General features: G+C 65.5%; 16 protein-coding genes. 11 read left to right on the top strand and 5 right to left on the bottom strand.

What is annotated here, in order from left to right:
• Positions 1–64 precede the first annotated feature (64 nt).
• Both AC0MAZ_RS25935 and AC0MAZ_RS25930 read right to left on the bottom strand, forming a co-directional pair.
• Entirely contained in the window at positions 65–1,189 is a 1,125-nt protein-coding gene (locus AC0MAZ_RS25935) for a methyltransferase (RefSeq protein WP_475861503.1), read from the bottom strand.
• Between the two features lie 78 nt (positions 1,190–1,267).
• On the bottom strand, positions 1,268–1,972 hold the full coding sequence (locus AC0MAZ_RS25930; RefSeq protein WP_203650483.1) for an autoinducer binding domain-containing protein: 705 nt from the start codon (positions 1,970–1,972) through the stop codon (positions 1,268–1,270).
• A gap of 216 nt (positions 1,973–2,188) precedes the next feature.
• Here AC0MAZ_RS25930 and AC0MAZ_RS25925 point away from each other — a divergent pair, with 216 nt between their 5' ends.
• Positions 2,189–2,965 carry a ferredoxin--NADP reductase gene (locus AC0MAZ_RS25925; protein WP_203650485.1) on the top strand — a complete coding sequence of 259 codons (777 nt, stop codon included), beginning with the start codon at positions 2,189–2,191 and terminating at the stop codon, positions 2,963–2,965.
• Positions 2,966–3,033: 68 nt separating this feature from the next.
• Here AC0MAZ_RS25925 and mscL read toward each other — a convergent pair whose 3' ends face one another.
• Positions 3,034–3,447 (bottom strand): large-conductance mechanosensitive channel protein MscL, encoded by a 414-nt coding sequence (mscL, locus tag AC0MAZ_RS25920; RefSeq protein WP_110739376.1) that lies wholly within the window; start codon positions 3,445–3,447, stop codon positions 3,034–3,036.
• 176 nt (positions 3,448–3,623) lie between these two features.
• On the opposite strand from mscL, the gene radA reads away from it, so the two are divergent.
• The 8 genes from radA (at position 3,624) to AC0MAZ_RS25880 (ending at position 14,813) form a co-directional block, all read left to right on the top strand.
• Positions 3,624–4,991 (top strand): DNA repair protein RadA, encoded by a 1,368-nt coding sequence (gene radA, locus AC0MAZ_RS25915; RefSeq protein WP_203650487.1) that lies wholly within the window; start codon positions 3,624–3,626, stop codon positions 4,989–4,991.
• 72 nt (positions 4,992–5,063) lie between these two features.
• Positions 5,064–5,567: an RNA polymerase sigma factor gene (locus tag AC0MAZ_RS25910; RefSeq protein WP_203650489.1), complete on the top strand. Its 504-nt coding sequence runs from the start codon at positions 5,064–5,066 to the stop codon at positions 5,565–5,567.
• Between the two features lie 68 nt (positions 5,568–5,635).
• Positions 5,636–6,625, top strand: a complete 990-nt coding sequence (locus AC0MAZ_RS25905; protein ID WP_475859689.1) for a FecR family protein — start codon at positions 5,636–5,638, stop codon at positions 6,623–6,625.
• 204 nt (positions 6,626–6,829) lie between these two features.
• The gene (locus AC0MAZ_RS25900; RefSeq protein WP_475861502.1) at positions 6,830–9,499 is read left to right on the top strand and encodes a TonB-dependent receptor; all 2,670 of its coding nucleotides are present in this window, start codon (positions 6,830–6,832) and stop codon (positions 9,497–9,499) included.
• Between the two features lie 82 nt (positions 9,500–9,581).
• Positions 9,582–10,199 (top strand): heme acquisition protein HasA, encoded by a 618-nt coding sequence (locus tag AC0MAZ_RS25895; protein ID WP_203650496.1) that lies wholly within the window; start codon positions 9,582–9,584, stop codon positions 10,197–10,199.
• Positions 10,200–10,368: 169 nt separating this feature from the next.
• Positions 10,369–12,135: a type I secretion system permease/ATPase gene (locus AC0MAZ_RS25890; protein WP_475859687.1), complete on the top strand. Its 1,767-nt coding sequence runs from the start codon at positions 10,369–10,371 to the stop codon at positions 12,133–12,135.
• Between the two features lie 4 nt (positions 12,136–12,139).
• Positions 12,140–13,471: an HlyD family type I secretion periplasmic adaptor subunit gene (locus AC0MAZ_RS25885; protein ID WP_475859686.1), complete on the top strand. Its 1,332-nt coding sequence runs from the start codon at positions 12,140–12,142 to the stop codon at positions 13,469–13,471.
• A gap of 4 nt (positions 13,472–13,475) precedes the next feature.
• On the top strand, positions 13,476–14,813 hold the full coding sequence (locus tag AC0MAZ_RS25880; protein ID WP_475859684.1) for a TolC family outer membrane protein: 1,338 nt from the start codon (positions 13,476–13,478) through the stop codon (positions 14,811–14,813).
• Positions 14,814–15,022: 209 nt separating this feature from the next.
• Here AC0MAZ_RS25880 and AC0MAZ_RS25875 read toward each other — a convergent pair whose 3' ends face one another.
• Positions 15,023–16,540, bottom strand: coding sequence for a nucleobase:cation symporter-2 family protein (locus AC0MAZ_RS25875; protein ID WP_050706911.1), 1,518 nt, complete (start codon positions 16,538–16,540; stop codon positions 15,023–15,025).
• A gap of 261 nt (positions 16,541–16,801) precedes the next feature.
• Complete coding sequence (locus AC0MAZ_RS25870) at positions 16,802–17,170, bottom strand: PilZ domain-containing protein (RefSeq protein ID WP_028691346.1); 369 nt, start codon at positions 17,168–17,170, stop codon at positions 16,802–16,804.
• 166 nt (positions 17,171–17,336) lie between these two features.
• On the opposite strand from AC0MAZ_RS25870, the gene AC0MAZ_RS25865 reads away from it, so the two are divergent.
• Both AC0MAZ_RS25865 and AC0MAZ_RS25860 read left to right on the top strand, forming a co-directional pair.
• Positions 17,337–19,403 (top strand): carbon starvation CstA family protein, encoded by a 2,067-nt coding sequence (locus tag AC0MAZ_RS25865; protein WP_050706910.1) that lies wholly within the window; start codon positions 17,337–17,339, stop codon positions 19,401–19,403.
• Between the two features lie 13 nt (positions 19,404–19,416).
• Positions 19,417–19,614 carry a YbdD/YjiX family protein gene (locus tag AC0MAZ_RS25860; RefSeq protein ID WP_050706909.1) on the top strand — a complete coding sequence of 66 codons (198 nt, stop codon included), beginning with the start codon at positions 19,417–19,419 and terminating at the stop codon, positions 19,612–19,614.
• Positions 19,615–19,749 lie beyond the last annotated feature (135 nt).

Below are 19,749 nucleotides of genomic sequence, written 5' to 3'. Positions count from 1 at the left end.
CGCGGGACAAGCCCGCTCCTACAGAACCAGTAGGGGCGGGCTTTTCTCGTTTTCTATCGGGTGTTTATTTACGGGCTTTCAACACCACGAACTTCGGCGTCGCAGCCACCTGCTCGACCCCTCGGAACAATCGCGCCAGCTTGCTGTGGTAGCCCAGGTGGCGGTTGCCGACGATGTACAGCGCGCCACCGACCTCCAGCGCCTCCCGGGCCTGCTGGAACATGCGCCAGGCGAGGAAGTCGCCGACCACCTGCTGCTGGTGGAACGGCGGGTTGCACAGCACCACGTCCAGCGATTGTTTCTCCTGACCGGCCAGGCCATCCGCGGCCCTGATCGTCACTTCGCGTTCGCCCAGCGCCGCCTGCCAGTTCTCCCGCGCCGACTGCACCGCCATGTACGACTCGTCGACCAGGGTGAACTGCGCATCCGGGTTGGCCAGGGCGCAGGCGATCGCCAGCACGCCATTGCCACAACCGAGATCGGCGACACGGGCGCGGCCCAGGTCGCGTGGCAGGTGTGGCAGGAAAGCGCGGGTGCCGATGTCCAGGCCTTCGCGGCAGAACACGTTGGCGTGATTGACCAGCTCCAGGGCCGGGCTGTCCAGGCGGTAGCGGCTGGGGTAGGGCGAGCGCGCGGTCGGGCGTTCGCCGACGGTGGCAATCAGCAGGCGGGCCTTCTTCTGCGCCAACGAAGCCTGGACCGGGCCGATGTACTTCTCCATCAGGTCGCCGGCGGCGCGGGGCAGGTGCTTGATCATGGCCCCGGCGATCACCTGGGCGCCGGGCGCCAGTTGGCCCTGCAGGCGGATCAGCTGTTCCTCGAGCAGGGCCAGGGTCTTGGGCACGCGCACCAGCACGCGGTCGAACGGGCCCTGGAAGGTCTCGCTGGCCGGGATGAAGGGCACGCTGTCGAATGGCTTGCCGTTACCCGCCAGGTTCTTCTCCAGGGCCAGGTGCGCCAGGTGCGAGTCGCCACTGCTGCTCACCTGCACATGCCCCGCGAGGCTCGCGGCCAGTGCGCCGAAGCTGTCGTTGAGCACCAGCACCTTGCAGCTCGCCTGCGGCGCCTGGGCCGCCAGGTGCTCCAGCAGGTACTGGTCGGCGGCATCGAAGGCCAGCAGCGGGTCGTTGGCCTGGGCCGGCTGGCGGATCAGGTCGAGGTCGGCGAAGGGGCTGTTGAACAGGGGCATGGCGTACGACTCAAGGTGGTGCTGGTCATCGCGGGGCGCGATGGACATGAGGTACGCGATTCTACAGATTCCGAGCCTTTACCTGGGACTGATCTGCTTGGCTTCGACGAGCTTGGCGACCGCCGCTGTCTTGTTGGGAGCATTGGTCTTGTCGATGGCGCTGCGGATATGAAAGTTCACTGTGCTGGTCGATAAGCGCAGGATCTTGGCAATATCCTCGGCAATCTTGCCTTTGGCGCACCAGTCCATCACCTCCAGTTCCCGCACGCTGAGCCCGTAGAGATGGGTCAGGTGATATTCACTGAGCAACGTGTGCAAGGTGTTGCATAGCCACATCGTTGCAGCGCACTTTTCGTAATGTTCGTCTTCGTCGATGGCGCGGGAGCGCCGGGACACGCTCAAGTGGCTTTCGTTATGCCGCAGGTCATGCGTTGACTGGGTCCAGCCGTAGGTCAGCCCGTGCGCATGGGCTTCCTCGCGCAGCTGTGGTACGTCGCGGAAGAGATCGTCGCTCCAGACAAAAGGCAGCTCGCCGAGGTGGCACTTTAATATTGTCGGATCCATACTGATGAAATTCTCGTTCTGGTAACGATCATTCCAGCTTTTGGGATAGTTGTTGTAGAGAATTACCTGCGGAACCTTTGCACAGGCATGCAGATGTAGCGTCAAACCCAGATACTCCATGTCGAGCTTCTGTATCAGGTCTACGGCGCATGCGAAAATCTGTTTGGGCTCGCGCTCGTCCAGCAGCTGCTGGAGATCTTCAGTCTTCCAGTGTGGCATCGATGAAGCTCCCTTCTGCTTCTCGCTGGATCCAATGTAGGAAACGCACGAAGCGAAGTGTAGGAAATCTCCTAACTCTGTGCTGGGTTTTTTTGTTATAGCTGTCACGCTTCCTTAGCTGATTGTGAGCAGGCCCAGACGATACCTTACAAACCGACGGTGTTTATCTCCGCTGCTTTGCGCGACACTACGCGCATCTGTTCCATGGAGCCCGTCATGACCGCCAGCGCCGACAAATTTACCCGCCAGACCCTGCTCGACGTCCAGCCCCTGACGCCCAACCTGTTTTCCCTGCGTGTCACTCGCGATGCCGGTTTCCGTTTCCGCGCCGGGCAGTTCGCTCGCCTTGGGGTGAGCAAGGCCGATGGCAGCGTCGCCTGGCGCGCCTATTCCATGGTCAGCGCGCCCCATGACGAATTCCTCGACTTCTTCTCCATCGTGGTGCCGGGGGGCGAGTTCACCAGCGAGCTGAGCCGCCTGGGCGCGGGCGACACCCTGCTGATCGACCGCCAGGCCTTCGGCTACCTGACCCTCGACCGTTTCGTCGGTGGTCGCGACCTGTGGCTGCTGGCCACCGGCACCGGCATTGCGCCGTTCATGTCGATCCTGCAGGACTTCGAGGCTTGGGAGCGCTTCGACAACATCAAGCTGGTCTACTCGGTGCGCGAGGCGAAGGAGCTGGCGTATGTGGACGAGATCGCCGCGCTGGAGCAGCGCGACTACCTGGCGGAGTTCGCGGGCAAGCTGCAGTTCATCCCGGTGGTAACCCGAGAGCCGCATCCGGGTGCATTGAATGCGCGGATCACCACGCTGATCGAGAACGGTGAGCTGGAAAAGGCGGCGGGGCTGGCGCTGTCGCCGGAGCATTCGCGGATCATGCTGTGCGGCAACCCGCAGATGATCGACGAGACGCGCAAGGTGCTCAAGGCGCGTGACCTGCAGTTGAGCCTGAGCAAGCGGCCGGGGCAGGTGGCGGTGGAGAACTACTGGTAAGGCACAACAGCGCCTGTTGGATCGTCGTCACTGGGGCCGCCGAAAAGCGGCCCCAGTCGTTTTGTGCTTCAGGGCTGGCGGTTCTGCGCCTTGAGCAGGTCGCGAATCTCGGTCAGCAGGGTTTCCTCGGCGCTTGGCACTGGCGGTGCGGTCGGTGCCACGGCCTCTTCGCGCTTGAGGCGGTTGATCACCTTCACGCCCATGAAGATGGCGAAGGCGACGATGATGAAGTCGAGGATGGTCTGGATGAACTTGCCATAGGCCATTACCACGGCTGGTACATCGCCTTCGGCGGCCTTGAGCGTGATCGCCAGGTCGCTGAAATCCACTCCGCCGATCAGCATACCGATAGGGGGCATGATCACGTCGCCGACAAAGGACGAGACGATCTTGCCGAACGCCGCGCCGATGATGATACCTACCGCCATGTCGACGACATTTCCCTTGACCGCGAAGGCCTTGAATTCACTGAGCATGCCCATGCTGTATTCCTTTGTTACGAATGGAGAGGTAAACGCAGTGTAAGCCACTAAAACGCTTCATGCGTGACGTTCGCAGCTACAGACTGTGTTTAGCGCGAATAGTTTGGTCGCCTGCCGAGGCCTCCGGGACACGTCCGTGTTCGGCTATCATGGCGGTTTTTCCAGGAGACCCACCCATGGCCAAGGCCAAGCGCTTGTATGGCTGCACAGAGTGCGGCGCGACCTTCCCCAAATGGGCCGGCCAGTGCGGTGACTGCGGGGCCTGGAACACCCTGGTCGAGACCATGATCGAGAGCGGCGGCGCCGCGGCGCCGAGCGGGCGTGCCGGCTGGACCGGGCAGCAGGCGCAGATCAAGACCCTGGCCGAAGTCAGCGTCGAGGAGATCCCGCGCTTCACCACCAGCAGCACCGAGCTCGATCGCGTGCTCGGCGGGGGCCTGGTGGACGGCTCGGTGGTGCTGATCGGCGGTGATCCGGGGATCGGCAAGTCCACCATCCTCCTGCAGACCCTGTGCAACATCGCCACGCAGATGCCGGCGCTGTATGTCACCGGCGAGGAGTCGCAGCAGCAGGTGGCCATGCGCTCCCGGCGCCTGGGCCTGCCCCAGGAGCAGCTCAAGGTCATGACCGAAACCTGCATCGAGACCATCATCGCCACCGCGCGCCAGGAAAAGCCGCGGGTGATGGTCATCGACTCGATCCAGACCATCTTCACCGAGCAGTTGCAGTCAGCCCCCGGCGGCGTGGCCCAGGTGCGCGAGAGCACGGCATTGCTGGTGCGCTACGCCAAGCAGAGCGGCACGGCGATCTTCCTGGTCGGCCATGTCACCAAGGAGGGTTCGCTGGCCGGGCCACGGGTGCTCGAGCACATGGTCGATACCGTGCTGTATTTCGAGGGTGAGTCCGACGGCCGCCTGCGCCTGCTGCGGGCGGTGAAGAACCGCTTCGGCGCGGTCAACGAACTGGGCGTGTTCGGCATGACCGACCGTGGCCTCAAGGAAGTCTCCAACCCCTCGGCGATCTTCCTCAACCGTACCCAGGAGGAAGTGCCGGGCAGTGTGGTCATGGCCACCTGGGAAGGTACCCGGCCGATGCTGGTGGAGGTCCAGGCGCTGGTCGACGACAGCCACCTGGCCAACCCGCGACGGGTGACCCTGGGTCTGGACCAGAACCGCCTGGCCATGCTGCTGGCGGTGCTGCACCGGCACGGCGGCATCCCCACCCACGACCAGGACGTGTTCCTCAACGTCGTTGGTGGCGTGAAGGTGCTCGAAACCGCCTCGGACCTGGCGTTGCTGGCGGCGGTGATGTCGAGCCTGCGCAACCGCCCGCTGGCCCATGGCCTGCTGGTGTTTGGCGAGATTGGCCTGTCGGGCGAGGTGCGCCCGGTGCCCAGCGGCCAGGAGCGTCTGAAAGAGGCGGCCAAGCATGGCTTCAAGCGCGCCATCGTGCCCAAGGGCAACGCGCCGAAGGAAGCGCCCGTCGGGTTGCAGGTGATTGCCGTGACCCGTCTGGAACAGGCGCTGGATGCACTCTTCGAGTAATGCTGTTTCTTGCAAGTGATTCTCAATAACCAGTAGCATACCGCCACCTTGCGACCACCCCATGGAGAGCGTGTGGCGGAGTTCGACCTCAAGCGGCTGTTCACAAAGCACGCGAAAAACCTTCAGGGCCTGCTCTCGCGCAAGGTGCGCGACCCGCAGCTGGCGGCCGACCTGGTGCAGGACAGCTTCCTGCGCCTGGCCGAGCAGCAACGTCACGAGCCGATCGACAACGCCCAGGCCTACCTGTACCGCACCGCGCACAACCTGATGATCGATCACGTGCGCCAGCAGCAGCGGCGCAAGACCGACACGGTGCCCCACGAAGCCTTCGAGGCGATCGTCGAGGATGGCCCCGGGCTCGAGGAGCAGGCCGTGCGTGAGCAGCACCTGCGTCGCCTGCAGGCGATCCTCGGCGAGCTGCCCGAACGTACCCGGGAAATCTTTCGCCTCAACCGCCTGGAAGGCATGACCCACGCCGAGGTTGCCCGGCACCTGGGGATCTCCGACAGCTCGGTGCAAAAGCATCTGGCCAAGGCCCTGGCCTATGTGATGCAGTGCCTGCAGGAAACCGAATGACCAACGGTTTACTGACAAATGCCGCTTCAGACGTCAGCCCAGACATAACCAGATCACGAGAGAACCGTGTGAGCAGCCAGAACGAGCAAGCCATCCGCGAGCAGGCCGCCGAGTGGGTGGTGCTGCAGCAGGCCGGTCCCCTGGGCCCGGCGCAGCAGCACGCCTTGGACCAGTGGTGCGCCAGCGATCCCCGGCACGCCCAGGCCTATGGTTTCGCCCAGGCCACCTGGGCTGACCTTGGGCAATTGGCAAGCTTGCCCGCCGTCTCGGCCGTTCGCCCCACGACTCCCCTTCAGGGCAGCCCGGTACGGCGACGGCGACCTCGGTTGCGCCGGGCTGTCGCCAGCGCGGCGGCGCTGTTGCTGGCCGTGCTCGCTGTGCAGCAAGGGCCGCAGGCATGGCTAGGCTGGCGTGCGGACTACCTCACGGGTATCGGCGAGGTGCGCCGGGTGACCCTGCCCGATGGCAGCCAGGTCGAACTGGACAGCCGTAGCGCCGTCCAGCTTGCCTTCGACGATCAGGAGCGCCGCGTGCGCCTGTTGTCCGGTGAAGCCATCTTCACTGCCGCACCGGTCACGTCCCGGGACGCACGCCCGTTCGTGGTCGAATACGCCGGGGCTACCAGTCGCGCCCTCGGTACACGCTTCGTGGTTGGCGCGGCGGGCGAGGGGGGCTGGGTCGGCATGCTGGAGCACAGCGTCGCGGTCGACCTGCAGGTGCCGCCGTTGCAGGGGCAGGCCAGTCAGTTATTGGAGCAGGGCGAGAGCCTGCGCTATGACCAGCACAAGGGGGTACGACCCTGGCCGGGTCACGATCTGCGGCGAGCCACGGACTGGCAGCGCGGAGTGCTGGTGTTCGAACGCCAGCCGCTCGCCGAGGTGGTCGCCCGGCTCAATCGCTACCGTGCTGGCCAGCTGGTAGTCGCCAGTGACGCACTGGCCCGGCGTGAGGTCAGCGGCGTATTCCGCCTCGACCAGCTAGGCACCGCCCCGGTGGTGCTCGGTGACGAGCTCAAGGCCCGGCTGATCGAGCTTCCAGGCCTGGCCGTGCTCTACTGAACGCGGCTTCGGCAAAAAACTTTCTATTTTAGTTACTGACTTTTCCTGCGTTGCTCGTCTGATTGTTGAGATTGATTTTCATTACTAGAAAACGCCAACAACGGACGAGCAACCGCAGTGAGCACGCCACGACAACAACCCTTGCGCCCTCTGGGCCGCCTCGCCCTGGCCGGCAGCCTGGTCCTGGGCTGCTGTGCTTTGCCGATGGGGATCGGCATGGCACAAGCCGCCGATTCGCCAAGCACCGCCAGCCGCAACCTGGTGCGTTTCGATATTCCGGCCCAGTCGCTCGACAGCGCGGTACTGGCCTACGCCGAGCAGTCCGCTGTGCAGGTGTTCTTCGACAGCCGCAAGCTGGCCGGCCTGCGCAGCGAGGGGCTGCGCGGCAGCTACCCGGCTGAAGAGGGCCTGCGCCAACTGCTGCGCGGCACGCCGGTGCGCTACCACTTCAGCGCCGCCGGACAGGTCGGCCTGGAGCGTGTCGCCCAGGACGGCGAGGTCCTGGAGCTGGGCGCGACTCATGTCGATTCGCAGCGCGATGGCGATTGGGTGTACCAGACCCCGCGATCGGTGAGTGTCATTACCCGCGAGCAGATCGAGCAACGCGCCCCTCGTCATGCCGCCGACCTGCTCGAACAGACCCCGGGCGTGTACACCGCGGTCAACCAGCGTGACCCAGGACTGTCGGTCAACATCCGCGGCGTGCAGGACTATGGCCGGGTCAACATGAACATCGACGGCATGCGCCAGAACTTCAACGTCAACGGCCACCAGCAGCGCAACGGCGTGATGTTCATCGACCCCGAGTTCATCCAGGGCGTCGAGATCGACAAGGGCACCTCGGCCGGCATGGGCGGTGCCGGGGTGATCGGCGGCATCGCCAGCTTCAACACCGTCGATGCCCGCGACCTGCTCGGCCAGGGCAAGGAGATCGGTGGTCGCCTGCGCGCCGGCCACGGTATCGGCGAGTTGGGCAACGGCACCTACTTCAATGGCAGTGCGCTGTTCGCCGTCGGCAATGAAGCCGGCGATATCCTGCTTGGCCACAGCGAGCGGCATTTCGGCAACTACCGCAGCGGTACGCAGAACGCCGACAACCTGGGCACGCAGATCCGCGGCAAGCTGGAGAATCGCGAGGCCTGGAAGAGCTGGCTGCATGGCGAAGTGGGGGCGATGGACAGCGTGACCCGCTCCCAGCTGTTCAAGCTCGGCCTCAACTTCGCCGACGACCAGCGCCTGCAGTTCAGCTACATCGAGACCGACACCGACAGCAAGGACGCCTGGACCTACAACGACAGCAACGCCAACCGCTATTACTACCGGGTCACCGGCACCAACGACATCAAAGCGAAGAATGCCGCGCTGGACTACAGCTTCACCCCGGACAATGACCTGATCGACTTCAAGGCCAAGCTGTACTACGTGACCACCCGCCAGGACCGCTGGAACGCCGACAACCTGTCCAGCGCCGCCACCGGCAACCGCGTCGAGGCCTACACCGACCGCTTCCAGACCGACACCTGGGGCCTGCAGCTGCAGAACACCTCGCGCTGGCACCTGGGACAGGCCGACACCCTGAGCTTCAACTACGGCACCGAGTTGTTCCAGGACAGCTTCCGCCCCAGCACCGAGCGCGTCGCCGCGGCCAACGAGGTGGAGTCGCTACCCTACGTGCAGGGCGCCAACCCCAAGGGCAAGCGAGTGATGGCCAGCCTGTTCGGCAAGCTCACCTACGAGCATGACGACTGGCTCACCCTGGATGCCGGGCTGCGCTACGACCGTTATCGCCTGAGCGGCAAGACCGGTGTCACCACCTGGATGTACCCCGAAGGCGTCACCGAGGTCGGCCTTACCCGCCAGCAGACCCACATGATCTTCGACGAGGACACCGAGGAGGGACGCTTCTCGCCGACCTTCGGCATCGCGCTCAAGCCCGGGCCGGACTGGTTGCAGGTCTATACCCGCTGGGGCCGTGGCTGGCGTCCGCCGGCGGTGACCGAAGTGTTCATGAGCGGCCGCCCGCATGCCGGCGGCAGTGCCGAGATGGTCTACCCCAACCCGTTCCTCAAGGCCGAGGAGTCGCACAACTGGGAGCTGGGGCTGAACATCTTCAAGGAGTCGCTGCTGCGCGACGGCGACCGCTTCGGCGCCAAGGTCGCCTACTTCGATACACGCATCGACAACTTCTCGTTCCTCGACACCAATGTCTCGCTGCCCGGCAGCAGCGTGGCAGGCATCGCCCTGGGCCGTTCGGCCTACCAGAACAACCTGGAGACCACACGCTTTCGAGGCGTGGAATACAGCCTGGACTACGATGCCGGTGCCTACTACGGCCAGCTCAGCTACACCCACATGATCGGCAGCAACGAGTTCTGTTCCAACCAGTTCTACATGGGGGGCGCACAGCGTCTGGTCAGCGCCGGCACCGTCATGCGGCCGGTACGGGTGGGCAGCCGCATCATCATGCTGCCGGTGCGCGTATCACGCGCCGAGGGCGCCGCAGACACCAACGGTATCGTCAGTTGCGGCGACATCATGGGCAACGCCTCGTACATGCCCGCCGACCGTGGCGCCCTGACCCTGGGCATGCGCCTGCTCGAGCGCACCCTGAATGTGGGCATGCGCGTGCGTTACAGCGAAGGCAACGGCGAGAACCTCAAGAGCCATACCTACAACCAGATCGATCAGGCCCAGTGGCCGCAGTACACGGTCTACGACCTCTACGCCAGCTACTGGATGACCCCCAGCCTGAACCTGGCCCTGTCGCTGGAGAACGCCACCGACGAGGCCTACTTCGTGGCCATGGGCGACGGCAACAACCTGTCGCTGGCCCGCGGCCGCACCTTGAGCGGCATGCTCGAGTACCGCTTCTGAACCAACCGGGTTTGCCCATTCCGGGCGACGCGAAGGCACGGAACGCGCCTTCGTCATCACTGTGCAACAACGAGGAACCGTTATGACCATCTCCGTTAACTATGACGCCGCCTTCGCCAGCTCGACCGTCGACGACTACCTGGCCTTCTGGAGTGCCGGCTTCGTCACCGCCGGCCATGGCTACAGCAACACCGGCGGCTTCAGCAACGGCACCTTCGATGGCGACCAGTACGCCACCCACGGTCGCAACAACTCGGACTACGCCTTCATTGCCGACAGCGACAGCGCCAACGGTCTGCACTATGTGTTCGACCCGTCCAAGGCCCCGGGCGACAACCTCAACCACTACCTGTGGGGCTCGCTGGACAACGTCTCCCTGGGTGAAGTGCTCGGTGGCGGCAGCGGCAGCGACTTCAGCCTGGGCAACTACGTGGTCAGCTTCAACGGCCTGGACCTGGATGCCGCGCAGGGTGCCGGGCGTGCCGGCAACGAAGTGCAGGGCGTGATCTACGGCCTGATGCAGGGCAACACCTCGGCCCTGGAAGGCGTGCTGGACAACCTGCTGGCCGGTTATGGTGTCTCCACCAACAGCACCTTCGCCGAGATCGGTGCGGCCCTGGCCGCCGGCCCGGCTCACGCCGCTGCTGCCGAAGCGGTCGGCGTGCAGGCGCTGCCCGAGGACCTGGCCCTGGCGGCCTGAGCGCAGGCATGAAAAAGCGAATGGAAGGTCACCCTGCCATTCGCTGATCTGATGCACTTACCCCGCAGCCCGTGTCTTTGCCGGGCCCAGGCTGCGGCGGTGCGAATTCTGTGGCGACGACAGGGCGAATGCAATCACCGGTCGGCGCCTTCTACGAGGTTTCCAACAAATGCGAACCGCTCCCGCCGCGGCCAACGAAGTGCTGCGGGCGCTCAGGGCCTGCGGTGCCGGGCTTGGCAACGTTGCGCTGTTCACCGCGGTGATCAACGTGCTGATGCTGGCCCCGGCGCTGTATATGCTGCAGGTCTACGACCGGGTCCTGTCGTCGCGCAACGAGATGACCCTGTTGATGCTCAGCCTCATGGTGCTCGGGGTGTTCGCCTTCATGGGCCTGCTGGAGTGGCTGCGCAGCCAGGTGGTGATCCGCTTGGGCACGCGCATGGACATGGACCTCAACCCACGGGTGTTCGAGGCCGCCTACGAGGCCAGCCTGGCCGGGCACAAGGGTGCCGCAGGGCAGATGCTCGCCGACCTGACCGCGCTGCGCCAGTTCGCCACCGGTCAGGCCCTGTTCGCGTTCTTCGACGCGCCGTGGTTCCCGGTGTACCTGCTGGTGATGTTCATGTTCAGCCCATGGCTCGGCCTGATGGCGCTGCTGGGGGCGGTGCTGCTGACGCTGCTGGCCTGGGTCAACGAGCGCCTGACCCAGGCGCCGTTCGCCGAGGCCGGGCAGCTGTCGCAGCAGGCCGGCCTGGAAGCCAGCGCCAACCTGCGCAACGCCGAGGTGATCGAGGCCATGGGCATGCTGGCGCCGGTGCGTCAGCGCTGGGCGCGCCTGCACCATGGCTTCCTGGCTCGGCAGAACCTGGGCAGCGAGCGTACCGCGGCGGTCACCGCATTGACCAAGACCGTGCGCCTGGCGCTGCAGTCGCTGGTGCTCGGCCTGGGCGCCTGGCTGGCCATCGAGCAACTGATCACGCCGGGGATGATGATCGCCGGCTCCATCCTCATGGCCCGGGTGCTGGCACCCATCGACCAGTTGATCGGCGCCTGGCGCCAATGGAGTGGCGCGCGCCTGGCCTATCAGCGCCTGAGCGAGCTGCTGCTGGCCCAGCCGCCGCGTCCGGCGGGCATGCCGCTGCCGGCACCGCTCGGCAAGCTGACGCTTGAGCAGGTGGGGGCGACGCAGCCGGGCAGCAGCCGTCTGTGCCTGAACAACCTGGGCTTCGAACTGCCAGCGGGCGAGTCACTGGGGATCATCGGCCCGTCCGGCTCGGGCAAGTCGACCCTGGCGCGGCTGCTGGTCGGCGCCGTTGCCCCGGCGAGCGGCAAGGTCCGCCTGGATGGCGCGGACCTGAGGGTCTGGGACCGTGGCGCACTGGGTCAGCATATCGGCTACCTGCCCCAGGACGTGCAGCTGTTCGCCGGCAGCATCGCCGACAACATCGCCCGGCTTGGCGCGGTGGATGCCCAGCAGGTGGTGGCCGCGGCGCAGCTGGCGGGGGTGCACGACATGATCCTCAAGCTGCCGGGCGGCTATGACACGCTGCTGGGCGAGGGCGGACTGGGCCTGTCCGGCGGCCAGCGCCAGCGCATCGGCCTGGCGCGGGCGCTGTATGGGCTGCCGGCGCTGATCGTGCTCGACGAGCCCAATTCCAATCTCGATGAAGCCGGGGAGCAGGCGCTGGTCGAGGCCATTGCCAGGCTGCGCGAGCACAAGCGCACGTTGATCCTGATTACCCACAAGTCCTCGCTGCTGGCCGGCCTGGACAACCTGCTGATGCTCAAGAGCGGCCAGTTGCAGGCTTTCGGCCCCACCGCCCGGGTGCTGCAGGACGCACAACGGTCCGCCCGGCCGGCTCCCGCACCCGTCGCGCCACCCACCACACGCAATCCCATCGGCCTGAGCGTCACCTTCGGCCAGCCAAGAGCCTGACTTCATGAGCGTACACGCCCTCTCCACGCAAAAGACCGAGGCGAGCCTGCTCAGCCTCGACGAACACCGCCCGGGCCGGGTCGGCCGCTGGCTGGTGCTGGCAGGTTTCGGTGGCTTCCTCCTGTGGGCCGCGTTGGCGCCGCTGGACAAGGGTGTGCCGGTCAGCGGCAGCGTGATGGTCGCCGGTAGCCGACAGGCCGTGCAGCACCCCACGGGTGGGGTGATCGAGCAGTTGCTGGTGCGTGACGGCGACACGGTGAGCGCCGGCCAGGTCGTACTGCGCATGGACCCGACCCAGACCCAGGCCCAGGTTGGTTCGCTGCGGGTGCAGTACGTCAACGCCCGCGCCGCCGAGGCGCGCCTGCTGGCCGAGCGCGATGGCAGGGCTTCGATCGACTTCCCCCAAGGCCTGCGTGACCAGGCCGCCAGCGCCTGGGTGGCCACGGTGCTGGAGAGCCAGCGGCAACTGCGCAGCAGCCGCGCCCAGGCGCTGGAGATGGAACTCGGCGGCCTGCGCGAGAGCATCGCTGGCGCCGAAGCCTCGCTGCAGGGCCTGCAAGGCTCGCTGATCAGCAAACAGGCCCAGCGTGACGCGCTGGACGAGCAACTGCGCGGCCTGCGCGAACTGGCTCGGGATGGCTACATCGCCCGCAATCGCCTGCTCGACAGCGAACGCCTGCTGGCCCAGGTCAACGGCTCGATCGCCGAGGACTTCGGCAGCATCGGCCGCACCCGGCGCCAGGTACTGGAGCTCAAGCTGCGCATCGGCCAGCGCCAGCAGGAGTACCAGAACGAGGTGCGCCAGCAGCTCGCCGAGCTGCAGGCCAGCGCCGAGGACCTGGACAACCGCCTGCGCAGCGCCGAATTCGAGCTGGCCCATACCCAGGTGCGGGCGCCCGTGGCCGGCACAGTGGTCGGCCTCAGCGTATTCACCAACGGCGGGGTCATCGCCAGGGGCCAGCAACTGATGGAGATCGTGCCGCGCGATGCGCCGTTGCTGGTCGACGCCCGCGCTTCGGTGGACATGGTCGACCGCCTGCGCCCAGGGCTGCCGGTGGAATTGATGTTCGTCGCCTTCAACCAGAGCACCACGCCGCGAGTGGATGGCGAGGTGACGTTGGTCTCGGCCGACCGCCTGCTCGACGAAAAGACCCAGCAGCCCTACTACCAGGTGCGCATCAAGGTCAGCGAGCAGGGCCTCGGCCAACTGGCCGGCCTGGATATCCGTCCGGGCATGCCGGTGGAGGCCTTCGTGCGGACCGGCGAACGCTCGATGCTCAACTACCTGTTCAAGCCACTGGCCGACCGGGTGCATGTCGCCCTGGCCGAGGAATAAAAGGATGTCAGTGTTTTTGCGTGCCGCCTGCCCGCTGCTGTTGTTTACGAGTCTGTCGGCGCAGGCCCTGGACCTGGGCGACGCCTATGCCCTGGCCCTGCGCAACGATCCCACCTGGCAGGGCTCCATCGCCGAGCGCGAGGCGGGGCTCGAGAACCTGGCGATCGGTCGTGCCGGCCTGCTGCCCAGGCTGTCGTACCGCTACAACCGCGCCCGCAACGATTCCGAGGTGACCCAGCGCAGCCAGTTCGGCGACGTGACCACCCAGCGCGACTACCGCAGCTACAGTTCGACCCTGACCCTCGAGCAGCCGCTGTTCGACTATGGTGCCTGGAGCGACTACCGCCGTGGCGTGGCCCAGGCCGCCCTGGCCGACGAGCGCTATCGCGGCCGTGGCCAGGAGCTGATGGTGCGTTTGTTCGGCGCCTACAGCGAAGCGTTGTTCGCCAACGAACAGATCGCCCTGGCCCAGGCCCAGCGACGCACCTACGCCGAGCAGTTGACCCTCAATGAGCGCCTGCTCAAGGGCGGCGAGGGCACCCGTACCGATGTGCTGGAAACCCGCGCCCGCTACGAGCTGGCCCAGGCCCAGGAGATCGAGGCCGGCGACAATCTCGATGCGGCGTTGCGCGTCTTGCAGGCGATCATCGGCGAGCCGGTGGCAGTCGAGGACCTGGCGCCGATGGCCGGCGATTTTCGCGTCCAGCCGCTCACCCCCACACGTTTCGAACCCTGGCGCGACCTGGCCGTCGCCCACAACGCCGAACTGGCCAGCCAGCGCCACGGGCTCGAGGTCGCCGAGCAGAACATCGAGCGGCAGCGGGCCGGGCACCTGCCTTCGTTGAGTGCCTATGCCAGCAAGGGCATTTCCAGTTCCAGCTCCGAGAGCAGCTACAACCAGCGTTACGACACCGACAGCATTGGCGTGCAGTTGAGCGTGCCGCTGTTTGCCGGAGGCGGTGTGCAGGCGTCGGTGCGTCAGGCCCGGGCCCAGCGCGATGCCGCGGGTTTCGAGCTGGATGCGCAGCTGCGCGACACGCTCAACCAGCTGCGCCGGCAGTTCAACCTGTGCGCCAGCGGCACGGCGAAGATCCGTGCCTACGACCTGGCGGTGAAGGCCGCCTCGGCCCTGGTGCAGGCCACGCGCAAGAGTGTGCGGGGAGGGGAGAGGGTCAACCTGGATGTGCTGGACGCCGAGCAGCAGCTGTTCGGTGCCCGGCGCGACCTGGCGCAGGCACGCCATGAGTACCTGCGGGCGTGGTTGCAGTTGCGCTATCTGGCGGGGGTGCTGGAGGCGGGGGATCTGAATGTGTTGAACCGGTACTTCGTGGCGCACGGCTAGGGCGACTCAGCGGATCGAACGTGGGAGCGGGCTTGCCCCGCGATGGCGTCCTGTCATGAAGTGATGTTGTACCGACAGACCGGATCGCGGGGCAAGCCCGCTCCCACAGTGCCCGCATCCCACAGTGCCTGCTTGCGCACATGCTCGAGACGAAAAAAAGAGCCGACGATGCGCGTCGGCTCCCCCTCGATGACCGTCCTGGTCAGCGATCAGTGTTCGGCAACTGCCTTGCGCCTGGGCGCCTCGTTGCCGTGCTCGTCGAGTTCCAGCACCGGAACCTCGTTACCGTCGGCGTCGAACAGCTTGCCATCCTTGAAGTAATCGCCATCGCGCAGGGCCGAGATGTCCGAGTACTGGATGGTGCGCTCGTAGGCCGCGGCGAACACCGACTGGTTTTCCGAGTTGCCGGTGGTGAAGTGGTTGAAGATCAGGTTCAGCAGGATGGCCATGATCGCCGCCGAGCTGATGCCGGAGTGGAAGATGGTTTCGAACCAGCTCGGGAAGTTGTGGTAGAAGGTCGGCGCCGCGATCGGGATCATGCCGAAGCCCAGCGAGGCGGCGACGATGATCAGGTTGACGTTGTTCTTGTAGTTGACCTTGGACAGGGTACGGATGCCGCTGGCCGCCACGGTGCCGAACAGCACGATGCCCGCGCCGCCGAGGACCGGGGTTGGTACCGCGGCGATGACCCGGCCCATGATCGGCAGCAAGCCCAGCACCACCAGGATCACCCCGCCGGTGGCCACCACGTAGCGGCTCTTGACCCCGGTCACGGCCACCAGGCCGACGTTCTGGGCGAAGGCGCTCTGGGTGAACGAGCCGAAGATCGGCGCCAGGATGCTCGACGCCATGTCGGCGCGCAGGCCATTGCCCAGGCGCTTGGAGTCGACCTTGGTGTCGATGATCTCACCGACTGCGAGGATGTCCGCCGAGGTTTCCACCAGGGTCACCATGATCACGATGCACATCGACAGGATCGCGGCGATATGGAAGGTCGGCATGCCGAAGTGGAACGGCGTGGGGAAGGCGAAGATCGGGCCTTCGGTGACCTTGCTGAAGTCGGTCATGCCCAGCGCCCAGGCAATCAGGGTGCCGGCGACCATGGCCAGGAGGATCGACAGGCGCGAGATGCTCGCGCTGCCCAGCTTGCTCAGCAGCAGGACGATGGCGAAGGTCAGCCCGGCCAGACCGATGTTGGCCACGCTGCCGAACTCCGGCGAGGCGCTGTTGCCGCCCATCACCCAGCGTGCGGCCACGGGCATCAGGGTCAGGCCGATGGTGGTGATGACGATGCCGGTGACCAGCGGCGGGAAGAACTTGGTGATGCGCGAGAACACCGGGGTGATCAGGAATCCGATGAGCGAAGCCGCCATCACCGCGCCCAGCACCGAAGGCAAGCCGCCACCGCTCTGACTGCCGAGGATCGCGCCCATGGTCGCCACGCCGGCGAACGATACGCCCTGCACCAGTGGCAGCTGGCAACCGAAGAACGGCAGGCCGAGGGTCTGCAGCAGGGTGGCCAGGCCTCCCGCGAACAGCGAGGCGGCGATCAGCAGGCCGATTTCCGCCGGGGCCAGGCCGGCGGCCTGGCCGAGGATCAGGGGTACGGCGACGATCCCTCCATACATGGTCAGGACATGCTGCAGCCCGTAGGCCAGGTTGGCGCCAAGGCCGAGATTTTCGTCCTCGGGGCGCGGGGCGGGAGACGTGCTGGGGGACGTGGTCATTGGAGCAGGCTCTCTGTTTATTGTTGTGTCGCTACTGTAGACAACTACCACAAAAAATTGCCACAAAAATTGTATACAAAGTTTTGATCGTAGCGACGGAACGGGTGCGTCCAGGGTGCGTGAAACCTGGATGCAGGTTGCGTTCCAACATGCAGGAGGCTGTTCCAGAGGGGTGTGTACAAACAGGCTGGCGGGTGTAGGAAAGCTGTCTGGCTGGACAGGAAAGCCGTCACAGCCAGATAGATAGCAGGCTAAGAGATATCAATCTTCGATGAGTTCGCGCAGCTCGCGCATCATTTCGGTGCTGTCACCCACGTTCAGCTCCACCAGACGGTGCAGATGGGTCATCGAATCGATATCGATGTGCAGGCAGATGAAACCCAGACGGCTCGGCTCCTCGTGGCGCAGTTCGACCTGCATCAGCACCTGGGTCTTCTTGTCGTTGAGGTGGATGATCGCTTCGAAGTCCTGGGTGAGGTCGGCATTCCAGGGATCGGGGCGCTCGATCAGCAATCCCTTGAGCGACAGGTCGAGCAGTTTCACCGGCCAGCGCCGCTCGCCCTGGCGCAGTTCAGTGGGGGCATCGAAGGCGATGCGTTGAAAGCGGCGGCGTTCGTCGTGGTCGCTCATGGGAAAAGCCCTCGGGGGTTCAACCTGACTATAGTGGGTTATGTTGCCGTATCAGGTACCGCAATCTGGCCGCAGAGGCTCTAGACCAAAGCAAGTGTGGCAATGCGCTTTGACTGGCCCTAGACTCGATGGGCGGTCTTTCCAATCCACCAGCTGGAAGTAAACCATGAACAACAATAATAGCCTGCTACGCCACATTCCGTGGCTGGCGCTGGCAGTCATAGGGGCCTGCGCGCTGGGTGTGGTTGCCCTGCGTCGCGGTGAGGCGATCAATGCCTTGTGGATCGTGGTCGCGGCAGTGGCCCTCTACCTGGTCGCCTACCGTTACTACAGCCTGTTCATCGCCACCAAGGTGATGCAGCTCGACCCCCGCCGGGCCACGCCCGCGGTACTCAACAACGATGGCCTGGACTACGTCCCGACCAACAAGCACATTCTCTTCGGCCACCACTTCGCCGCCATTGCCGGCGCCGGCCCGCTCGTGGGCCCGGTGCTCGCCGCGCAGATGGGCTACCTGCCCGGCACGCTGTGGCTGATCGCCGGCGTGGTGCTGGCCGGCGCGGTGCAGGACTTCATGGTCCTGTTCCTCTCCACCCGCCGCAACGGCCGCTCGCTGGGCGACATGGTGCGCGAGGAAATGGGCCGCATCCCCGGCACCATCGCCCTGTTCGGCTGCTTCCTGATCATGATCATCATCCTCGCGGTGCTGGCGCTGATCGTGGTCAAGGCCCTGGCCGAGAGCCCGTGGGGCATGTTCACTGTGATGGCGACCATCCCGATCGCGATGTTCATGGGCATCTACATGCGCTACATCCGCCCGGGCCGCATCGGCGAGATCTCGGTCATCGGCGTGGTCCTGCTGCTGCTGTCGATCTGGCTGGGGGGCCAGATCGCCGCGGATCCGGTGTGGGGCCCGGCGTTCACCTTCACCGGCGTGCAGATCACCTGGATGCTGGTCGGCTACGGCTTCGTCGCCGCCGTGCTGCCGGTGTGGCTGGTGCTGGCGCCGCGTGACTACCTGTCGACCTTCCTCAAGATCGGCACTATCGTCGGCCTGGCCATCGGCATCCTGATCATCGCGCCCGAACTGAAGATGCCGGCGCTGACCCAGTTCACCGACGGCACGGGCCCGGTGTGGAAGGGCACCCTGTTCCCGTTCCTGTTCATCACCATCGCCTGCGGCGCGGTGTCCGGCTTCCACGCCCTGATCTCCTCGGGGACCACGCCCAAGCTGCTGGACAACGAAACCAACGCCCGCTACATCGGCTACGGCGGCATGCTCATGGAGTCGTTCGTCGCCATCATGGCCATGGTCGCCGCCTCGGTGATCGAGCCGGGCGTGTACTTCGCCATGAACAGCCCGGCCGCAGTGGTCGGTGCCGACGTCGTCTCGGTGGCGCAGACCGTGAGCAGCTGGGGCTTCATGATCACCCCCGAGCAGCTCGAGGCCACCGCCCGCGACATCGGCGAGCACACCATCCTGGCCCGTGCCGGCGGTGCGCCAACCCTGGCGGTCGGTATCGCGCAGATCCTCCACCAGGTGCTGCCGGGTGAGAACACCATGGCGTTCTGGTACCACTTCGCCATTCTGTTCGAAGCACTGTTCATCCTCACCGCGGTGGACGCCGGTACCCGTGCCGGACGCTTCATGTTGCAGGACCTGCTGGGCAGCTTCGTGCCGGCGCTGAAACGCACCGAGTCGTGGACCGCCAACCTGATCGGCACCGCCGGTTGCGTGGCGCTGTGGGGCTACCTGCTGTACCAGGGCGTGATCGATCCGCTGGGTGGCATCAACACCCTGTGGCCGCTGTTCGGCATCTCCAACCAGATGCTCGCCGGCATCGCCCTGATGCTGGGCACCGTGGTGCTGATCAAGATGAAGCGCCAGCGCTACGTTTGGGTCACCCTGCTGCCGGCCGTGTGGCTGCTGATCTGCACCACCACCGCGGGTCTTATCAAGCTGTTCGACCCGAACCCGGCGGTCGGCTTCCTGGCCCTGGCCAAGAAGTACAGCACCGCGCTGGACGCCGGCCAGGTGCTGGCCCCGGCCAAGGACATCGGCCAGATGCAGCACGTGATCTTCAACGCCTACACCAACGCCGGCCTGACCGTGCTGTTCCTGGTGGTGGTATTCAGCGTGCTGTTCTTTGCCGTCAAGGTCGGCCTCGCCGCCCTGGGTCGCAAGGAGCGCAGCGACAAGGAAACCCCGTTCCAGGCCCTGCCTGACGCTTGAGAGGACCGCCGCGATGTTCAACGACCTGGGTCGACTGGGTAAGTACCTGGGGCAGGCCGCCCGCCTGATGGTCGGCATGCCCGACTACGACAACTATGTCGAGCACATGCAGAAGAAGCACCCGGACAAGCCGGTAATGAGCTACGAGGCGTTCTTCCGCGAGCGCCAGGAAGCGCGCTATGGTGGCAAGTCCGGGCCCAAGTGCTGTTGAACCTGATGCCGGCGCGGTCCTTGTAGGAGCGGCCTTGTGCCGCGAAAGGGCCGCGCAGCGGCCCCGGCAATATCTGCTGCGAACCTGCAAATCTGGGGCCGCTTTGCGGCCCTGTCGCGACACAAGGCCGCTCCT

It is taken from the genome of Pseudomonas sp. A (assembly GCF_056270345.1).
This window is presented reverse-complemented; position numbering and strand designations above follow the sequence as displayed.